At 69.9% G+C, this 19,117-nt stretch carries 17 protein-coding genes, 1 tRNA gene and 1 other RNA gene; 11 read left to right on the top strand and 8 right to left on the bottom strand.

Features of this window, described 5'->3' with window-relative positions; all coding sequences use genetic code 11:
- Nucleotides 1–2 precede the first annotated feature (2 nt).
- Nucleotides 3–1,232, bottom strand: a complete 1,230-nt coding sequence (locus tag ACN4JJ_RS16155; protein WP_440710922.1) for a PucR family transcriptional regulator — start codon at nucleotides 1,230–1,232, stop codon at nucleotides 3–5.
- Between the two features lie 79 nt (nucleotides 1,233–1,311).
- Entirely contained in the window at nucleotides 1,312–4,038 is a 2,727-nt protein-coding gene (gene aceE / locus ACN4JJ_RS16150; protein WP_440710921.1) for a pyruvate dehydrogenase (acetyl-transferring), homodimeric type, read from the bottom strand.
- Between the two features lie 251 nt (nucleotides 4,039–4,289).
- On the opposite strand from aceE, the gene ACN4JJ_RS16145 reads away from it, so the two are divergent.
- Entirely contained in the window at nucleotides 4,290–4,763 is a 474-nt protein-coding gene (locus ACN4JJ_RS16145; protein ID WP_291052613.1) for a peroxiredoxin, read from the top strand.
- A gap of 51 nt (nucleotides 4,764–4,814) precedes the next feature.
- Here ACN4JJ_RS16145 and ACN4JJ_RS16140 read toward each other — a convergent pair whose 3' ends face one another.
- Nucleotides 4,815–5,564, bottom strand: a complete 750-nt coding sequence (locus ACN4JJ_RS16140) for a hypothetical protein (RefSeq protein WP_440710920.1) — start codon at nucleotides 5,562–5,564, stop codon at nucleotides 4,815–4,817.
- 74 nt (nucleotides 5,565–5,638) lie between these two features.
- Between ACN4JJ_RS16140 and ACN4JJ_RS16135 the strand changes: the two genes are divergently transcribed.
- Together ACN4JJ_RS16135 and ACN4JJ_RS16130 are read left to right on the top strand one after the other, a co-directional pair.
- A tRNA-Val gene (locus ACN4JJ_RS16135) sits at nucleotides 5,639–5,711 on the top strand.
- A 74-nt stretch (nucleotides 5,712–5,785) separates the two neighbouring features.
- A complete protein-coding gene (locus ACN4JJ_RS16130; protein ID WP_440710919.1) occupies nucleotides 5,786–8,341 on the top strand; it encodes a helix-turn-helix transcriptional regulator in 2,556 nt (851 codons plus the stop codon).
- 2 nt (nucleotides 8,342–8,343) lie between these two features.
- Here the strand turns inward: ACN4JJ_RS16130 and ACN4JJ_RS16125 are convergent, their stop codons facing one another.
- On the bottom strand, nucleotides 8,344–8,607 hold the full coding sequence (locus tag ACN4JJ_RS16125; RefSeq protein WP_440710918.1) for a hypothetical protein: 264 nt from the start codon (nucleotides 8,605–8,607) through the stop codon (nucleotides 8,344–8,346).
- Between the two features lie 116 nt (nucleotides 8,608–8,723).
- On the opposite strand from ACN4JJ_RS16125, the gene ACN4JJ_RS16120 reads away from it, so the two are divergent.
- The 7 genes from ACN4JJ_RS16120 (at nucleotide 8,724) to ACN4JJ_RS16090 (ending at nucleotide 14,701) form a co-directional block, all read left to right on the top strand.
- Nucleotides 8,724–9,770, top strand: coding sequence for a DUF418 domain-containing protein (locus ACN4JJ_RS16120; protein ID WP_440710917.1), 1,047 nt, complete (start codon nucleotides 8,724–8,726; stop codon nucleotides 9,768–9,770).
- 170 nt (nucleotides 9,771–9,940) lie between these two features.
- Entirely contained in the window at nucleotides 9,941–10,402 is a 462-nt protein-coding gene (locus ACN4JJ_RS16115; RefSeq protein ID WP_440710916.1) for a MarR family winged helix-turn-helix transcriptional regulator, read from the top strand.
- A 41-nt stretch (nucleotides 10,403–10,443) separates the two neighbouring features.
- Entirely contained in the window at nucleotides 10,444–10,884 is a 441-nt protein-coding gene (locus tag ACN4JJ_RS16110) for an OsmC family peroxiredoxin (RefSeq protein ID WP_440710915.1), read from the top strand.
- Nucleotides 10,885–10,974: 90 nt separating this feature from the next.
- Entirely contained in the window at nucleotides 10,975–11,832 is an 858-nt protein-coding gene (locus ACN4JJ_RS16105) for an SDR family NAD(P)-dependent oxidoreductase (protein ID WP_440710914.1), read from the top strand.
- Nucleotides 11,833–11,919: 87 nt separating this feature from the next.
- Nucleotides 11,920–12,738 carry a Nif3-like dinuclear metal center hexameric protein gene (locus ACN4JJ_RS16100; RefSeq protein ID WP_440710913.1) on the top strand — a complete coding sequence of 273 codons (819 nt, stop codon included), beginning with the start codon at nucleotides 11,920–11,922 and terminating at the stop codon, nucleotides 12,736–12,738.
- A 100-nt stretch (nucleotides 12,739–12,838) separates the two neighbouring features.
- On the top strand, nucleotides 12,839–13,573 hold the full coding sequence (locus ACN4JJ_RS16095; RefSeq protein WP_440710912.1) for a zinc ribbon domain-containing protein: 735 nt from the start codon (nucleotides 12,839–12,841) through the stop codon (nucleotides 13,571–13,573).
- Between the two features lie 87 nt (nucleotides 13,574–13,660).
- Entirely contained in the window at nucleotides 13,661–14,701 is a 1,041-nt protein-coding gene (locus tag ACN4JJ_RS16090; protein WP_440710911.1) for a cell wall-binding repeat-containing protein, read from the top strand.
- Here ACN4JJ_RS16090 and rnpB read toward each other — a convergent pair.
- From rnpB to panB, 4 genes are all read right to left on the bottom strand, one after another.
- Nucleotides 14,698–15,079, bottom strand: an RNA gene (rnpB, locus tag ACN4JJ_RS16085) — RNase P RNA component class A. The genes ACN4JJ_RS16090 and rnpB overlap by 4 nt on opposite strands.
- A 25-nt stretch (nucleotides 15,080–15,104) precedes the next feature.
- A complete protein-coding gene (gene ppgK / locus ACN4JJ_RS16080; RefSeq protein ID WP_440710910.1) occupies nucleotides 15,105–15,950 on the bottom strand; it encodes a polyphosphate--glucose phosphotransferase in 846 nt (281 codons plus the stop codon).
- Entirely contained in the window at nucleotides 15,940–16,128 is a 189-nt protein-coding gene (locus ACN4JJ_RS16075; protein WP_440710909.1) for an SPOR domain-containing protein, read from the bottom strand. Before ACN4JJ_RS16075 ends, ppgK begins: the two co-directional genes overlap by 11 nt.
- A gap of 52 nt (nucleotides 16,129–16,180) precedes the next feature.
- A complete protein-coding gene (panB, locus tag ACN4JJ_RS16070) occupies nucleotides 16,181–17,014 on the bottom strand; it encodes a 3-methyl-2-oxobutanoate hydroxymethyltransferase (RefSeq protein WP_440710908.1) in 834 nt (277 codons plus the stop codon).
- Nucleotides 17,015–17,130: 116 nt separating this feature from the next.
- On the opposite strand from panB, the gene ACN4JJ_RS16065 reads away from it, so the two are divergent.
- Nucleotides 17,131–19,080 (top strand): hypothetical protein, encoded by a 1,950-nt coding sequence (locus ACN4JJ_RS16065; protein WP_440710907.1) that lies wholly within the window; start codon nucleotides 17,131–17,133, stop codon nucleotides 19,078–19,080.
- Nucleotides 19,081–19,117: the final 37 nt, after the last annotated feature.

The following is a 19,117-nucleotide window of genomic DNA, read 5'->3' as shown; positions in this document are numbered from 1 at the left end:
GGTCATCGGCGATGGCCCGGCGAGTCGTGGTCGTTCATCGACCCGAGGATGAGCGCCGACTGCAGGATGAGGGCCTCCCGGGCGCCCGTCGCATCCCAGCCGATCACCTGCGTGACCCGCTTCAGGCGATAGCGCACGGTGTTCGGATGCACGAACAGTTCGCGGGCCGTCGCCTCGAGCGAGCGGCCGTTGTCGAGGTAGCACCACAGCGTCGTCATCAGCTCGGGGGACTGGTCTTGCAGCGGCCGGTACACCCGGTTGACGAGGGTGGAGCGCGCCAGCGGATCTCCTGCCAGGGCGCGCTCGGGCAGGAGGTCGTCGGCGAGCATCGGGCGCGGGGCGTTGCGCCAGGCGCGCGCCACGGCGAAGCCCGCGAGGGCGGCCTTCGCGCTGCGTGAGGCGTCGACGAGGCTCGGCACCTCGTGGCCGAGCACGAGGTAGCCGGGACCGAACCCCGGCTCCAGCTGCGTGGCGATGTCCAGGAACGACAGGGCCGGCTCGGCCGCGACCGTGGAGGTCTCCTCCTCAGGCACGGCGGCATCGAGCGGGTTCAGGCCGTTGGCGGGCTGCGCCCGGCCGATCACGAGCACCAGCCGGCCACCCTGCACGCCGATCAGCAGGTCGGCGTTGAGGTGCCGCGCCGTGCGGCGCAGCTGGTCGACGTCGACCTGGCGGGGCGTCGTGCCCACCAGCACGCTCACCTCGCCGTGCCCGTGCCAGCCCAGGGCCGCGATCCGGCTCGGCAGCTCGTCGTCGTACTCCCCGCTCAGGATGCTGTCGACCACGAGGGCCTCGAGCCGGGCGTCCCAGAGACCGCGGGCCTCGGCGGCGCGGGCGTACACGTCGGCGGCCGCGAAGGCGATCTCGCGGGAGTACAGCAGCATCGCTTCCCGCAGCGAGGGGTCGGACCCCGCCACGCGGTCTTCGACCACCTCGACGACCACGCGGATCAGCTGCAGCGTCTGCTGCAGGCTGACCGAGCGCAACAGCTCCCGGGGCGCCGAGCCGAACACGTCGGCGGCGATCCAGGTGGTGGTGGTCGGGTCGTCGTACCACTGGATGAACGACTTGATGCCGGCCTGCGCCACCAGGCCGACCGCCGAACGCCGCCCCGGTGGCATGTCGCCGTACCAGGGCAGCGTCGCGTCGAGACGCTTGATCGTGGCCGTGGAGAGCTCGCCCTGGATGGTGCGCAACCAGGCGAGGGTCTGCGCCTTCGTCTTGGCAGCCATCAGAACGACCTCCGAGGGCCCGGCCTCCGGAGCGACGCCGCCCCGACCACGATCATCGATGTGTTCCCGCGCGTCGGCGTCAGCTCTCGCCGCCCGCCGAACCGGAGGTGCCGGCCGTCACGTCGTAGAGGCGGTACTTCTCGATCGCCCAGGAGGGGGCGTTCTGGTCGACCTCGCCACGGGCGGCGAGCTGCTCGAGCACGCGCACCACCACGGAGGGGCCATCGATCTTGAAGAATCGACGGGCCGCGGCGCGGGTGTCCGAGAAGCCGAAGTCGTCGGCGCCGAGCGTGGCGTACTCACCGGGCACGAACTGACGGATCTGGTCGGTGACCGCGTGCATGTAGTCGGAGACCGCGATGAACGGGCCGGGAGCATCCTGCAGCTTCGAGGTGAGGTAGGGCACGTGGCGCTCCTCGGTCGGGTGCAGGAAGTTGTGCTCCTCGGCGCGCAGGCCGTCGCGGCGGAGCTCGGTCCACGAGGTGACCGACCAGACGTCTGCCGAGACGCCCCAGTCGTTCGCCAGCAGCTCCTGGGCCTCGAGGGCCCACGGCACGGCGACGCCGGAGGAGAGGATCTGGGCCTTGGGGCCCTCGGTCCAGCCCGACTTGAGCTTGTAGATGCCCTTGACCAGGCCGTCGACGTCGAGACCCTCGGGCTCGGCCGGCTGCACGTGCGGCTCGTTGTACACCGTGAGGTAGTACATGACGTTCGGGTCGCTGTGCGATCCGCCGTACATCCGCTCGAGGCCGTCGCGCACGATGTGGTTGAGCTCGTAGCCGTAGGCCGGGTCGTAGGAGACGACCGCGGGGTTGGTGGCCGCGAGCAGGTGCGAGTGGCCGTCGGCGTGCTGCAGGCCCTCACCCGTGAGGGTGGTGCGGCCGGCGGTGGCACCGATCACGAAGCCGCGCGCCATCTGGTCGCCCGCCGCCCACAGGGCGTCGCCCGTGCGCTGGAAGCCGAACATCGAGTAGAACACGTAGATCGGGATGAGCGGCTCGCCCTGCGTGGAGTAGCTCGTGCCCACCGCGGTGAACGCCGCGAGGGCGCCCGCCTCGTTGATGCCCACGTGGATGATCTGCCCCTGAGGGCTCTCCTTGTAGGCCAGCAGCAGCTCGCGGTCGACACTGGTGTAGGTCTGGCCCTTGGGGTTGTAGATCTTGTTCGACGGGAAGAAGGCGTCCATGCCGAAGGTGCGCGCCTCGTCGGGGATGATCGGCACCACGCGGTTGCCGAAGTCCTTGGCGCGCGTGAGGTCTTTCAGCAGACGCACGAAGGCCATGGTGGTGGCGATCTCCTGCGTGCCGGAGCCCTTCTTCAGGGTCTGGTAGCTGGAGTCGTCGGGCAGCGTGAAGGCCGTGTGCTTCGTGCGGCGCTCCGGCACGTAGCCGCCGAGCGCGCGGCGGCGCTCGTGGAGGTACTGGATGGCCTCGTCGTTCTCGCCGGGGTTGTAGTACGGCGGGAGGTACGGGTTCTCCTCGAGCTGGGCATCCGTGATGGGGATGTGCATCTCGTCGCGGAACGTCTTGAGGTTGTCCAGCGTCATCTTCTTCATCTGGTGGGTCGCGTTGCGGCCCTCGAACGACGGGCCGAGCCCGTAGCCCTTGATGGTGTGCGCCAGGATGACAGTGGGCTGGCCCTTGTGCTCGCTGGCCGCCTTGAAGGCCGCGTAGACCTTGCGGTAGTCGTGGCCGCCGCGCTTGAGGTTCCAGATCTGGTCGTCGGTGTAATCCTTCACCAGCTCCAGGGCACGCGGATCGCGGCCGAAGAAGTTCTCGCGCACGTACGCGCCCGACTCGGCCTTGTACGTCTGGAAGTCGCCATCCGGAACCGTGTTCATCAGGTTCAGCAGGGCGCCCTCGGTGTCGCGGGAGAGCAGGTCGTCCCACTCGCGGCCCCAGACCACCTTGATGACGTTCCAGCCGGCGCCGCGGAAGAAGCTCTCGAGCTCCTGGATGATCTTGCCGTTGCCGCGCACCGGGCCGTCGAGGCGCTGCAGGTTGCAGTTGATGACGAAGTTGAGGTTGTCGAGGCCGTCGTTCGCGGCCACCTGCAGCTGGCCGCGGCTCTCCACCTCGTCCATCTCGCCGTCGCCGAGGAAGGCCCAGACCTGCTGGTCGGACGCATCCTTGATGCCGCGGTTGGTGAGGTACTTGTTGAGCTGGGCCTGGTAGATCGCGTTGATCGGGCCGAGACCCATCGACACCGTGGGGAACTGCCAGAACTCGGGCATGAGCCGCGGGTGCGGGTAGGAGCTCAGGCCGCCGCCGATGTGCGACTTCTCCTGACGGAAGCCGTCGAGCTGGTTGGCGCTCAGGCGGCCCTCGAGGAAGGCACGGGCGTAGGTGCCGGGGGAGGCGTGGCCCTGGATGAAGATCTGGTCGCCGCCGCCCGGGTGGTCCTGGCCGCGGAAGAAGTGGTTGAAGCCCACCTCGTAGAGGGCGGCGCTGGAGGCGTAGGTGCTGATGTGGCCACCGACCGCGATGCCGGGGCGCTGGGCGCGGTGCACGAGCATGGCCGCGTTCCAGCGGATCCAGGCACGGTACTTGCGCTCGAGGTTCTCGTCGCCCGGGAACTCGGGCTCGTTCTCGGGGGCGATCGTGTTGAGGTAGTCCGTCGTCGGAACCATCGGCACGTTCAGGTGCAGTTCTTTCGAGCGCTTGAGCAGGCTCAACATGATGTCGCGCGCGCGGCCGTGGCCCTGAGCGGCGACGAGGGCGTCGAGTGATTCATTCCACTCGGCGGTCTCCTCCGGATCGGAATCCACGTGTCCAGCCGAGTACGGGTCCTGGTCGTTGACAGTCACCGGCGACCTCTCATTCTGTTGTCTGTTGTACACAGATCGTTGGATGTCAGGCGCCGGCACCGGGGATGGGGTGGCGAACGCCACAGTCAAGCCTAGTGACTATTTCCACCACGAACGCGCCAGCTCGCTGGAGGTTTCCGCTGGGCGCCGGCTGTGCGTCGGCGGCCCCACGCTTGGTGCAGGGTCGTATCAGGTCTATGATTGCGGGGCGTTTGCCGGAAAGACGTCCCGGCAGTGGAAAGGAAGCCTCCATGGCTTTGGAGAACGACACTCTGGCACCCGACTTCGATCTTCCCAACCAGTACGGGGAGCGGATCCGCCTGAGTCAGTTCCAGGGCAAGAAGCCCGTCGCACTCGTCTTCTTCCCGCTCGCCTTCTCGGGCGTGTGCACGAGCGAGCTCTGCACGCTCGAGGACAACCTCGCCCTGTTCAAGGATGCGAACGTCGAACTCATCGGCATCTCGGTCGACTCGAAGGCCACCCTGCGCGCCTGGGCCGAGAAGGAGGGTTACGACTTCACGCTCGTGGCCGACTTCTGGCCGCACGGCGACGTGGCGAAGGACTACGGGGTGTTCCTCGACGAGAAGGGCTTCGCGAACCGCGCCACCTTCCTGATCGACGAGAACCGCATCATCCGCGCCTCGTTCATCACGGCCCCCGGTGAGGCGCGCTCGATCGCCGCCTACCGCGCCGCCCTCGAAGACCTGGTGCCCGCCCGCGTCTGAGCGGTCACCGCGCAGACGGGCATCGCGCGGCCGGGCATCGCGCAGCCGGGCTCAGCCGAGGAGGCTGACGCCCCGGGCTATGACCAGGGCGAGCAGCACGAAGCCGGCGAAGGCCTCCAGGCCCATCAGCAGCTTGGCGCGGTGGGTCAGCGGCATGACGTCGGTGGGGCTGAACGCCATCGAGTCGGACAGCGAGAAGTAGAAGTAGTCGACGAAGCCCGGGAGCCAGTTGCTGGTGCGCGAGGAGTGGGCGGCGACCTCGGGGGAGGCGTCGTGGTCCTCGTCCTGCGGGAAGCGGAAGTCGGCGGGTGGCAGGGTGTGCCGCGTGCGCTGCGTGCGCACCACGGGGCCGCCGCGATCGAGCTCCCAGTAGAGCAGGGCGAAGCCGATGACGTTGGTGATCCACACCTGCAGCGCCGCCAGCAGCACGCTCGGACCGTCCGAGGTGTTGGCCACCAGGAGCTGCACGAGCGTCACGAGCAGCACCTGGTTGGTGATGCCGATCAGCAGCACGAGCGCCACGCTCACCCGGCGCGACCAGGTGGTCTGCCGGCGCAGGCGGTGCGGGTTGATCACGATCACCGGCACCAGCAGCACCAGGCACACCGCGACCACGCCGTAGCGCACCGACCCGAAGAACTCCGGCGGCAGCGTGGCATAGCTCACCAGGATGACCAGCACGCCGATCGCGGCCGGCCAGCGGTGCTCGGCCTCGGCGCGTTCCTTCTTCACCGACGGGGAGTCGTCCTCGGGCGCGTCCTGCCGGGCCGCGCCGCTCGTCGCCGCGTCATCCTGTGTCACGTCCGAAGTCTAGGCCGGGATTCCCCGGGCGCCCCTCGCCGGCCTGTATGCTTTTCACGCGTCGCCACCGCGACGGGCCTTTAGCTCAGTTGGTAGAGCGCCACGTTTACACCGTGGATGTCATCGGTTCGAGCCCGGTAGGGCCCACTCGACGAAGCCGTCGGGGCGCCCGGCCCGGAGGGCTGATCGACCGCACGGGCGGATCAGCGGTGGGAGCGGGGATGGACCATCCGGAGGACGACTCCACCCCGTACACGGGGCGGCAGAGGGATCTCGGCCGCGCGCGTGGGTCTCTGCTGGCCGGCGTCGGAGTGCTGGTGTCGGGGCGTCCCGGCTCGGGGCGATCTCGCTTCATCCGTGAACTGGTCGGCAGCCTGGACGACGGTTGCCGGTCGAGACTGTGGGTGGGCCACGATCTCGAGCGGCTCGACGACGACGCCGCCGAGCGGTGGACGCGCGCGGTCGCCGCACGGGAGATCCTGCCCGTCGCGTCGGTGGGTGCCGCCGGGCCGTCCCGACGGATCGAGCGTCTGGTGCGTCGGGGCACGCTGACGCAGGTCGACCTCGGCCCGCTGACCGCTCGCGAGCTGACCGCGCTGGCGACGGCCCACCTCGGCGCGCCCCTGCATCCGTCCGCCGTGCCGGAATTCGTTCCCGCGCGTGGGGGCCGGCAGATCGCCCCGTTCCTCCGGGCGCTCTCCCACTCGGTCTCCGCCGGCGCGTTGACCCTCGACGACGGGACCTGGCGCCCGATCAGCCCGCTGCCGAGCATGCCGGCGCTCGACGCGGCGGTCTCGACCCGGGCCGGGCACGGGGTGCGCGCGGAGCATCCGGACACCGGGATCGTGCTCGATCTGCTGAGTCTCGCCCCGTCGCTCGGTCTCGCGGTGGTGACCGCCGTGCTGGAGGCGGTGGGCCTGGCGGAGAAGGACGTCCTCGACGTGCTCGAGTGGCTCGAGGGCGAAGAGGTCATCGCGATCGACGAGCAGGGCGGATCAGGTGCCCCGTCCCTGCGCATCCACGACGGCATCGACGAGACGACGACGGCTCTCGCGGTCGGCGCCGTGCGGCGCCGCCGGCTCGCGACCGCCCTCGTGGACGTCTTGGGACACCTGGCACCGACCGAGCTCACCGGCGCCGAAGCGCTCGCCCTCGGCCGGTTCGGGCTGGACCTCGGTGAGTGGATCGCGCCGGAGACCCTGATCAGGGCCGCGCGCGTCTCCTTGGGCACCGCGCAGGCGAACCTCTCCGTGCGTCTCGCCGAGGCGGCTGTGGCGAACGGCGGGGGATTCGACGCGGCGATGACCTTGGCGGCCGCCGAGTCGCAGGCGGGGCGACCGGACGACGCTCTGGATCGGCTGGCCCGGAGTGCGCAGGATGCCTCCGACGACGTGCAGCGGATGGCCGCACTCGAGGCGATGGCCCGTCACGTGCGTGAGAGCGCCGTGCAGTCGGTGGAGCTCATCGACGAGGTCTCGCTGGAGCGACTGGCTCTGAGCGACCTCCGGCGGAACATGCTGCGGGGTTTCATGCTCTTCAATCTGGGTGAGGTCGAGGCGGGCAGGGAACTCATCGAGACGGCACTGCCGGATGCCGAGGGACTCGAACGCGCCGAAGGCTTCTTCCTCGTCGGCACCGCCCATCTCTTCAGGGGTCGCCTCGCACTCGCCGCCGAGGCGCTGGACCGTGCCGAGGCCGCCTACGCGGACGTCGGGGCGGATGCCTCGAACGTGCACATGGTCCGGGCGAATCTGAATGCGACGCGCGGTCGCGTCGACGACTCGCTGCCCGAGGTGCGCGCGCTGCGCGACCTGGTGGCGACCTTCGGCCAACCGGTCCCGCAGGGGATGCTCGGCTGGGCCGTCGGAACCCTCCTGCTCTCCGCCGGCCGACTGCGCGAGGCGCAGGACGAACTGCGCGCCACGACCGTCGTGCTGGAGCTCGCCGGCGTGGGGCGCACCCTGGCCCTGGTGAAGCTCGATCTCGCCCTGGCCTCGGCGTTGGCCGGTGATCCCGAGGGAGCTCGCGCGTGGCTTCCGTGGGAGGGCCCGGACGACCACGGTGCCGGCGCCGGTGTCTCGGGCAAGTTCCTGCAGGTGCAGGGATGGATCCACGCGAGCTCGGGGCAGCGGGAGCCGGCCCGGGCGTCGCTCATCCGCTCGGCCGACACGCATGAGGCAGCCGGTTTTCTGCTTCCCGCCCTGGCGGCTCTGGCGGAAGCCGCGAGGATGGGTGCGGCCGCCGCCCTGGTCGGCCGGATCGAGCGACTCGCCGTCGGCATGGACGGCGAGTACGTCGTGGTCACGCTGCGCCTGGTCCGCGCTCTCGCGGCCGGGGAGGCTGCGGTGGGCGAGGACGAGGAGTCGCTGTCACTCCTCGCGGACGAGTTCGACGGGGTCGGGCACGACGCTCAGGGCATCGATCTGCACATCGTGGCGGCGGAGGCCTTCGACCGGGCGGCCGAGCTCCACCGCCGAGCCGGCGCTGCCCGCGCGGCAGCGGCCTCCGCGCGACGACGCGACGCCCGGATCGCGGCCTGCGGGGTGACCTCGTTGCCCCTGGTGCGGCCCGGGCAGTCGGCGTTGCTCTCGGCTCGTGAACTCGAACTGGCCGGATTGGCGGCGTCGGGACTGTCCAACCGCGAGATCGCAGAGCGCCTGGTGCTCTCCGTCCGTACGGTCGAGACGCACCTCCAGCGGGTCTACCGGAAGCTCGGCGTCCGTGGGCGAGACGAACTGACCGACGAGTTCACCGGGCCCGCCGAATCCGCTCGGTAGCCTCAGTCGCGGACGTCGCCCACGTCTCGGGCCCGCTGCGCGATCGACTCGCGGATGGCCTCGTCGTCGACCTCGATGTCGCCCGCGTCGTCGGGGCCGCCCTCGCCGGGAACGGATTTCACCGCCGCCTGGTCGATGTCGGGGTCGTCGAGGTGCGCGGAACCGCGCGGATCCTCCTGCGCCCGCTCGGTCTCGCGGCCGCTGGCCGGGCTGTAGGACTCGTCCTTGCGGACCGTCCCCTCGTCGTTACCGCTCTGAACTGCCATGCTCCGACGCTACGACCGATCCGGATCGCGGCAACCCCTTGCCCCGGACGGGTTCGTGCAGACGACTCGTAGGATTGAGCCGGACACCGCAGTGACGGCCGATTCGGATGGGGACGATGAGAGCGATCCAGGCGCACCGCATCCCGGCGATCGACATCGCGCGCGGCTGGGCGGTGCTGACCATGTTCATCGCGCACACCCAGCCCGACGACGAGGGCGGGTTCCTCGGCAAGCTGCTGGCCGTCGCCGGGGGAGGCGAGCGACCGCGCACCCTGTTCGCCGTCACGGGCGGCATCGCGCTCGGGCTCTTCGTGGCCTCCCGGCTGCGCGAGGGGCAGCTGCTGGGCGAGGTGCGGCGCACGGTCGCCATCCGGGGCATCTTCCTGCTGGCGCTGGGGCTGTTCCTGCAGACCATGTCCTCTGGGGTGTCGATCGTGCTCGACACCTGGGGACTGCTCTTCCTGATCGCGCTGCCGTTCCTGGTGACGAAGTCGCGCACCCTGCTGATCGGCGCGATCCTGCTGCTGGTGGCCGGCTCCGCCATCCGGGTGGCCGTGTCGGGGCGCGCGAGCGCGTTCGTGCTCGAGCACTCGGAGCTGGCGCAGGTGTCGGACTGGTTCACGACCGGCAGCTACCCGGTGCTGATCTGGGCGGCCTTCCTCGCCGTCGGTTACGCGGTGTCGAGGTTCGATCTGACGGATCGGCGCACCCAATCGCTCGTCGCGGGCACCGGCGCGGTGCTCTCGATCGCCGTGGTGGCGGCCCTGCTCTCCGATCAGGCCGCTCCGCAGACGTTCCCGCAGGAGCTGCTGCGCCACGTCGCCGCGATCGGCGCCGCGCTCCTGGTGGTGGGCGTGCTGCTGCTGCTCACCTCCGGCCGGAATGCCCTCGCCCGGGTGCTCGGCATCGTGCTGTGGCCGCTCCGGGCCGTCGGCTCCATGCCGCTCACGATCTACACCGGCCACGTGCTCGCCCTGACCGTGTGGCACAGTTACGGCGCCCCCGGCTACGACTCCTGGCAACCCTTCGTGGTGCTCACGCTCTGCAGCCTGGTGTTCGCCACCGTCTGGCGGCTCACCCTCGGCCAAGGGCCCCTCGAGCGGCTGATCGCGCTCGTCTCACGACCGCCGCGTTTCAGGATGACGCCGGAAGGCCGGGTGTGAACCGGCCGGTACGTCTTTGACGTCGGCCTGACCGGAGCTCGGTCATGATGTGCTCCGATCTTTGCGGTCGGGGTGTGCGTCCATAATGCCGCGCCCCCTTCTTTCAGGACGGGCATCCTCTTTTTCATTGTGCACAACTTAATTGAGCACAACAGTGCTACGCTCACCTCATGCAGACCACGACATCCGGATCGATCCCCGTCGATCAGCAGATCTGCTTCGCGCTGTACAGCGCCTCGCGCTCGCTCACCGCGCTCTACCGCGACCTGCTGGCGCCCCTCGGCCTCACCTATCCGCAGTACCTCGTGATGCAGCTGCTCTGGCAGGGCGAACCGAGCACGGTCGGCGCCCTGGGCGAAAGACTCGAGCTCGACACCGGAACCGTGTCGCCCCTGCTGCGCCGGCTGGAGAAGGCCGGGCTGCTCGAACGCCGCCGCTCCACCGCCGACGAGCGGACGGTGCTCGTGCACCTCACCGCGCCCGGCCGGGCGCTCCGCGAGCAGGCCGCCGACATCCCCGAACGCCTCTGCGCCGCCACCGGGCTCGAGCTCGGCGACATCGCCGCCCTGCGGGAGCAGGTGTCGCGGCTGAACCAGAACGTGCGCGGCTCGCTCGACCCTGCGAGCCGCTGACGACCATCCGTCCTTCCATCCACCTCAACCCAAGGAGAATCATGCCCACTCGCACCGCCCGCACCGCCTGGAACGGCAGCCTGGAGACCGGCGAAGGCCAGGTCGAGCTCACCAGCTCGAAGCTCGCCACCTTCGACGTCTCGTTCCCGAAGCGCGCCGCCGACGAGGCCAACGGATCGACCAGCCCCGAAGAGCTGCTCGCGGCCGCGCACTCCGCCTGTTACGCCATGCAGTTCTCCGCCCTGCTCGGAGCGGCCGGCGGCACGGTCGAGGCCCTCGACGTGAAGGCCGACGTGACCCTCGGGCCCGACCCGGACGGCGGCTTCCGCCTCTCCGGCATCGCGCTGACCGTGCGCGGAGAGGTCTCCGGCCTCGACGCCGCCGCGTTCGCCGAGGCCGCCGACGCGGCCAAGGCGAGCTGCCCCGTGAGCAAGGCGCTCACCGGTGTCACCATCACGCTCGACGCCGAGCTCGAGCAGTAGGGCCCGGCTCCGCCGACGGATGCCCGGGGCCGGGTGGGAATCCCCGCCCGCCCCGGGTGCCCGGCAGCCGGCCATGCCACGATGAACACCATGACCACCACTCCCCGCACGATCGTGATCACCGGCGCCAGCTCCGGAATCGGCGCCGTCACCGCCACCCACTTCGCCCAGCAGGGCGACACCGTCGTCGTGGTGGGGCGCGATCCCGAACGCACCAAGGGCATCGCCCGACGGCTCGGAGCGGAGTACCACCTCGCCGACTTCGCCCGCTTCGACGACGTGCGCGCCCTGGCCGCCGTGCTCACCGAACGGCACGAGCGCATCGACGTGCTGCTGAACAACGCCGGGGGTCTGATCTCGAAGCGGATGCGTACGGTCGACGGCCACGAGGCCACGATCCAGACCAACCTCCTCTCGCACTACCTCCTCACGCGCCTGGTGCTGCCCACCGTGCAGCGCGCCGCCACCGAGGACACGCCCGGGCACGGCCGCGTGATCACCACCTCCAGCGTGGCCAACCGGGTCGGGCGGCTCGACATCGACGACCTCGACTTCGACCGTCATCGCTGGCTCGGCGGCTGGCGCGCCTACGGCACCGCGAAGCTCGCCGTCATCCTGTTCACCCGCGAGCTGGCCCGGCGTGTTCCGGCCGTGGAGGCCTACTCGGTGCATCCGGGCGCGGTGAACACCAGCTTCGGCGCGAGTTCGCCGCTCATCCGGCTCGGCAACGCCCTCACCGGCAGCCGGTGGGGCGTGAGCGCCGAGGTGGGCGCCGCGCCGCTGATCGCCCTCGCCTCCGCCTCGCCGGTCCCCGCACCCAGCGGCACGTACTTCGACCGGATGCGCGCCGCGGGCCGTACCGCCTCGCAGGGGACCGATACCGATCTCCAGCGCCGGCTCTGGGAGCGCTGCGCCGAGCTCACCGGACTGCCGGCCGAGCTGTCGTGACCGGTCGTGACCTCGGCGCGACGGTCGCCGAAGGTCGACGGAGCAAGAGCCCGGGTTCGCCGGCGAGGAGCCCAGTAGTCTGAACGGGTGCCCATCACGCTCGCAGAATTCAACGCCGCCGTCGAGAACCTCTGGCCGACCGAGTTCGCCGAGGGCTGGGATGCCCCCGGCCTTCTGAGCGGTGCGCCGGACGACGAGGTCTCCCGCGTGCTGCTGGCGGTCGACGCCGTGGCCGAGACGATCGACCAGGCCGTCGCCACCGGGGCGGACGTTCTGCTCGTGCACCATCCGCTGCTGCTGCGCGGCGTCACCACCGTGGCCGAGACCGGCTACAAGGGGGCGCTGCTCGCGAAGCTGATCCGCTCGCGCTGCGCGCTCATCGCGGCCCACACGAATGCCGACATCGTCGACGACGGGACCTCGGCGGTGATCGCCCGCCGGCTGGGCCTGATCGAGCAGCGGCCGATCGTCCAGGGCACGCGGCCCGGCACCGGCCTCGGCCGGGTCGGACAGCTGCCCGAACCCACCACGCTCGGACGCCTGGCGCTCGCGCTCGGTGAGATCCTGCCCGCCACGGCCACCGGCATCCGCGCGGCGGGGGAGTTCGAGCAGGAGGTGTCGACGGTCGCCCTCTGCGGCGGGGCCGGGGACTCGCTGCTCGGCGACGCCGCCGTGCGGGCATCCGATGTCTACATCACCTCCGACCTCCGGCACCACCCGGCCTCGGAATCCCGCGAGCAGTCGCGGCTGGGCGGCGGGCCCGCCCTCGTCGACGTGTCACACTGGGCGAGTGAATGGCTCTGGCTCGACACCGCGGCCCGGCAGCTCGCCGAGCTGCTGCCCGAGGTGGAGTTCGTGGTGAGCGAACTGCGCACCGATCCGTGGGATTTCACCGTCACGCAGTGAGCGCCCACCGTCACCGCGCCGACCTGCACCACGGTCACCGCCCGCTCGACCTCATTCCCGCGCACCCGGCGTGCGCCCGCATCGAACACGAAGGAACCAGATGAAGGCTCCGGCCCTGGAACAGAAGAAGCTGCTCGACCTTCAGGCGGCCGACAACCGCATCGCGCAGCTGCAGCACTCCCTGCGCACGCTGCCGCAAGAGGCCCGGCTCGCCGAGCTGCAGCGCGACTCGATCGCCGCCCGGCAGGAGTTCGGCGGTGTCTCGGGCGAGCTGGAGGACGCCAAGGCCGAGATCGGCCGCGTCGAGGGCGACATCCAGACGGTCGCCGCGCGCGAGAAGCGCGACCGGGAGCGGCTTCAGGCCTCGTCGTCGTCGAAGGACATCCAGGGTCTCGAGCACGAGCTCGAATCGCTCCGCGTGCGCCGCTCGAACCTCGAGGACATCGAGCTCGGCGTGATGGAGCGGATGGAGGAGATCGAGGAGCGCCTGGCCGCGATCACCGCGCGCCGCGACGACATCGCTACCGAGGAGCGCCTCCTGGTGGCCCAGCGCGACGAGCAGAAGGGCCGCATCGCCTCCCAGCTCACCGTTGCGGAATCGGAGCGGTCGGCCGTCGCCGGCGGCATCCAGGCCGATCTCGTGGAGCTCTACGAGCGCATCCGCAGCCGCTACGGCATCGGGGCCGCCCTGCTGCAGCACGGCGTCTCCAAGGGCAGCAACGTGGCGCTCACCGGCACCGATCTGGCCGCGATCCGCGCCGCCGACCCCGACGAGGTGTTGATCGACCCCGAGGGCACCTGCATCCTCGTGCGCACCGACGAATCGGGGCTGTGACGAGTATCGCCGATGGGCCACCTCGCCCGTCGACGGGTCAGCACCAGCTCCATTGAGGAATGTTCGTAAATCTCATAAGATCACTAAATGAGAATGCATCAGCGTCTTCGAATTTCGGCGGTAGTTTTATTGGCCAGCTCTGTGAGCACTGCGGGCACGCTCGCGGCCGCTGCGGCTGATGCGAAAGACGGACCTGTAACGGGTGTTCCCGCCGGTGTGTCGCGGATCGGCGGCCCTGATCGCTATTCCGTCTCCGCTGGCGTCTCCGAGGTGGGGTTCGCATCCGGGGCGGCGAACGTCTATATAGCCTCGGGTGAGAAGTTTCCCGACGCCCTCTCCGGCTCCGCCGGCGCAGGTGGACACGGGCCTGTACTCCTCGTCACGCGCGACACCGTTCCCGCAGTCGTGGCTGCGGAACTGGTACGCCTTAAGCCGGCTCGGATCTTCATCCTGGGGGGCATCGACTCCATTGGTTCGGCCGTCGAGTCTGCTTTGGCTCGTTTCGCACCAATCACGCGCGTCGGTGGTGCTGATCGCTACTCCGTGTCGGCGGCAGTCTCAGCGACAATGTACGCCGGGGATTTCGTCCCCTCCGTGTACGTCTCCTCGGGAGAACATTTCCCGGATGCCCTATCGGGCTCAGCCATCGTCGGTGCGGAGAGCGGCCCTATGCTGCTCGTCACTCGAGACTCCATCCCTAGCCCTGTGGCTGCGGAACTGGAGCGTCTGGACACCTTCGAGATCATCGTTCTGGGCGGAACAGACTCGATCAGTGACTCCACCTTCGCTGCAATCGCCGCTTACGCGCCGTCCGCGACTCGCGTGACACGGATCGAGGGGCCTGACCGGTTCGCCGTGTCCGCAGCCGTCTCGCGGAATTCGTGGAGAAATCGGACCGGTGCCGAGACCGTGTACGTAGCTTCCGGTCTCGTCTTTCCCGATGCCCTGTCCGGTTCAGCCGCAGCTATCCTCACTTACTCGCCGGTGCTGCTCGTCACCGGCCATGAGATCCCCGACGTAGTAGGCGCCGAATTGGAGCGCTTGAAGCCGTCTCGCATCGTCGTCTTAGGTGGTGAGGACACCGTTGCCGATTCGCTAGTGATCAAACTGTCCGATTATTTGAGGTGAATGGGCCGGCGATACGCCGGGTTCTGTGGGGGAGCGAGCTCCCTGACGGCCATCTATCTAGGAGTTGCGTTGCCGCAACCCTCGAGCGGTCTACCCGGATGCTGAGCGAGCAGCGTTAGCGCATCCTGTCTGACCTTGCTCCGGGCGAGGTTTACCGAGCCGACCGCGTCACCGCGGCCTCTGGTGGTCTCTTACACCACCGTTTCACCCTTACCCCAGGCCTTGCGGCCTGGGGCGGTCTACTTTCTGTGGCACTGTCTCGCGGGTTACCCCGGGTGGGTGTTACCCACCGCCCTGCTTTGTGGAGCCCGGACGTTCCTCGGCGCCGCACCGGGACCGGAGCCCCGGATGCGACGACGCGACCGTCTGCCGGCCCATTCACTGCGCCCAGCTTACGGCACGGCTACTCCAGGAAGCTCGTGCGCATCGTCGACAGGCACGCCGCCCCGAGGATGCCCGCATTGTTGCGCAGGGTGGCCGGGACGATCTCGGTCTGCAGCTCCAGCAGCGGGATGAACTCCTCGAAGCTCTTGGAGACGCCACCGCCCACGATGAACAGGTCGGGGGAGAAGAGCTTCTCGAGCTGGTCGTAGTACTTCTGCAGGCGGTGCGCCCACTTCTTCCAGCTCAGGTCTTCGCGCTCCTTCGCCGCGAACGAGGCCTTCGTCTCGTAGTCGACCCCGCCGATCTCGAGGTGCCCGAGCTCGGCGTTCGGGATGAGCACGCCGTCGTAGATGATGGCCGTGCCGATGCCGGTACCGAGCGTGGTCATCAGCACCAGGCCCTGACGGCCCACGGCCGCCCCGTAGCGCACCTCGCCGAAGCCGGCGGCATCCGCGTCGTTGACGAAGGTGATGTCGCGGCCGAGGGTCTTCTCGAACAGCTTCTCGGCCTCGAAGCCGATCCACTTCTTCGAGACGTTCGCCGCCGACATGGTGACGCCACGGCGCACGACGGCGGGGAAGCAGATGCCCACCGAGGCGGAGGCGGGGATCTCGCCGAGCGAGTCGACCAGGTCGAGCACCGTCTGGGCGATCGCATCCGGCTCACCGCCCTCGGGCGTGGCGATCTTCTTGCGTTCGGTGAGCAGCTCGCCGGTGCCCACGTCGACGATCGCGCCCTTGATGCCCGTTCCGCCGATGTCGATGCCCACCGCGACGGTGCCCGGCTCCTTCGGCTGCTCGTGCGTGTCGGCCCCGGTCACGTCTTTGCCCACGGCGACAGCCTCGGGCGCGGCGTCAGCGGTCATCGCGCGCGTCTTCCTCGGCCCACTTCGCGCTGTTGGCGCGGAGCTTCTCGAGGGCGTGCTCGGCCTCCTCGTGCGTGGGGAAGGGCCCGACACGATCGGCGGAGTTCGTGACGTACCCCTTCTCGACCTCGCCGGTCTTCGTGTTGTACCAGTACTGGGTCGACGGGTCTTCGCTCATGTCAATCGTTCCTTCGTCAATCGTGGCGCTGCTGTCTTCGGGAGCGCCTCGGTCATTCGTAGCTGTGCTCGGGGCCAGGATATCGGGCATCGGCGACGTCGCCGCGGAACCGGGTCACGGCATCCGTCAGCGCACCCCGCAGGTCGGCGTACTGCTTGACGAATTTGGGGATGCGGCCGGTGGAGAAGCCGGCGAAGTCGGTCCAGACCAGGAGCTGGCCGTCGACGTGCGGCCCGGCACCGACCCCGATGGTGGGGATGCCGATCGCCTCGGTGACCCGCTGGGCGGCCTTCGCGGGCACCATCTCGAGCACCACGGCGAAGGCGCCGGCCTCCTCCACGGCCAGCGCGTCGGCCAGCAGCTGCTCTTCGCCCTCGCCCCGGCCCTGGATGATGTGGCCGCCGAGGCCGTGCTCGCTCTGCGGGGTGAAGCCGATGTGGGCCATCACCGGGATGCCGGCGTCGACGATGCGGCGGATCTTGTCGGCACTGCGTACCCCGCCCTCGAGCTTCACGGCGTGCGCGCGGGACTCCTTCATGAACCGCACGGCCGTGTGCAGGGCCTCCTCGGCGCTGTTCTCGTACGAGCCGAAGGGCATGTCGGCCACCACGAAGGCGCGCGTGACGGCGCCCGCCACGCCGCGGGCCAGCGGGATCAACTCGTCGACCGTCACGGGAACGGTCGTGTCGTAGCCCAGCACGTTGTTGCCGGCCGAGTCGCCGACGAGCAGGAAGTCGATGCCCGCCTCGTCGAAGATCTGCGCCGAGAGCATGTCGTAACTGGTGAGGCCGGTGATCTTCACCCCGGTCTCCTTCGCGTTCTGGAAGTGACGGGTGCGAACCCTCTTGGGGACGGGCTTGTCCGACGGCGTCGTCTGCTCAGGCATGGGCCCAGTCTAGTTCCGGTGATCCCGGCCGGTTCCGGTGCTCCGGTGCCCGGCCTCCCCGGAGTTGCTCCGCGGATGCGTTAGGTTGGCTACCACGTAACCCGAATGCGTGAATCGTGACCCGAGGTCGAAAGGGAGACGTGGGCCGTCGAATTATTGCGCAGCTCGCGTTGGGTGCCGCCGTAGCTGCCGTTCTGGTCGCCGGTCCGGTGTCCGGCGCCGGCGCCGCCACGAGCACAGAGCGATCCTGCGATCCCGGACTCCCGTCCACCGCGGTGTGCGCGACCCTGGCCGTTCCCGAGACCCGGGCGAACCCCTCCAGTCGCGCCATCGAGCTGCCGTACGTGGTCATCCCGGCCTCGACGCAGCCGGCCACCGGCTCGCCCGTCGTCACGATGGCGGGAGGCCCCGGTCAGACGTCGACGGATGCGGCGCTGGCTCTGGCGGCCGACCCGCGGATCGGCGGAACCCGCGACATCGTGGTGCTGGGGCAGCGCGGCGGCGTCGACTCCAGCAACCCGCTGGACTGCCCCGCGGCCTCCTCGGCGTACGTGAACACCTTCACGACCGACGACGCGCCGTCGACGGAGATGGCCGACGTCGGGCTCGCGCTCAAGGACTGCCTGACCGAGTTCTCGACGGCCGGCGGTGACCCCACGGCCTACACGAAGGCGGATGCCGCGGCCGACGTGATCGACCTGCGCCAGGTTCTGGCCTACCCCACCTGGACCCTGTACGGCGACTCATGGTCGACCAAGGTGATGCAGCTCGTCGCCGCCCGTGACTCGGGTGGAGTGGATGCGGTGGTGCTGAACGCATTCAGCCCCGTCGACCGTGACCTCAAGGGCGACGCCTACCTCGCTCTGAGCGACACGCTCACGGCCCTGTCGGCCCGATCCGGCGGGGAGTACCCCGACCTCAACGCCGATCTCGCGGCCGCCGCGGCGCTGTTCAGCGACGAGCCGGTCAACGGGCTGATGACGAACCCGATCACCGGCAAGCAGCGCTACTACTCGCTCACCGGTTCGGACGTCGTGACGATCGTGCAGCAGGCCCTGTACGACCCGGGTACCGCCGCTGCGGTGCCGTACCTGCTGTCCCGCCTGGCCGACGGCGACACCGGTGCGCTGAACCCCTTCATCCCCATCGCCCTGCAGCACCTCGCCGACACGAGCCTCGGGCTCTACTGGCTGGAGACGTGCCGCGACGAGCAGCCGTTCTGGTCGGCCGACCCCACCGTGGCGCCGCCGGAGGGCTCCGAGAGCACCGACCCGGTGCCGCTGCCGGTGCTCACCTACCTCACGGCGGCCGACGCGATCTGCGGATCGCTCGGGCTGCCGCCCTCGCCCACCGAGACCCGGGCCACCGCACCGGCGCCCCAGCCCGCGCTGATCTTCGCCTCCGACAGCGACCCGCTGATCTCGGTCGGCGCGGCACAGGCGGGCCAGGCGGCCTTCCCGTCCAACCAGCTCGTGGTCGTCGGGGCCAACGGCCGGGCCGGCGCCACCGCGGATGCCTGCGCGATGGACCAGCTGGCGACCTGGCTGGCCGCCCCCGGCACGGCGGTGCAGCCGGCGTGCGCGGATGCCGCCGCGGCGTATCCGCTGGTGAGCGCCGATTCGGTGCATCCGACGTCCCGCTTCGCCTCGGTGGTGACGGCCGTCGACCAGAAGAACGCGTTCGAGCTGACGGTCCCGCTGATCTTCGGGGTGTTCGTGGCGCTGTGGCTGATCGGCTGGATCATCGCGGTGCTCGTGCAGGCCCTGCGCCGTGAGCCCTTCGGGCTGCTGCTGGCCAGCGGGATCGCGCCGGTCACCGGGGCGGTGTTCCTCGGGGCGATCTGGATCCTGATCAGCACGACGCTCGGCGGCTATCCCGGCTTCACGCTCGTCGGCGTGCCGACGATCACGCCGTGGCTGGGCATCCTGCTGGGTGTCGGCTTCTTCGGCCTGATCCCGGTGTGGCGCCTCGGCGGTCGCGGCTCGGCGGCCCTCGCCGCCGCCGCCACCCTCGTCTGGCTCGCGATGATCGTCTGGTTCGTCTGGATCGTCGTGCTGCCCAGCTGACGCCCCGCCGGCTGCACGACCTCGCGGCCCACGAGAG

Source organism: Herbiconiux dendrobii, from assembly GCF_052048175.1.
In the GTDB taxonomy this organism is placed as follows: Bacteria; Actinomycetota; Actinomycetes; order Actinomycetales; family Microbacteriaceae; genus Herbiconiux.
Note: the sequence above shows the minus strand (reverse complement) of the source record. Positions and strands in the feature narration are given on the sequence as shown.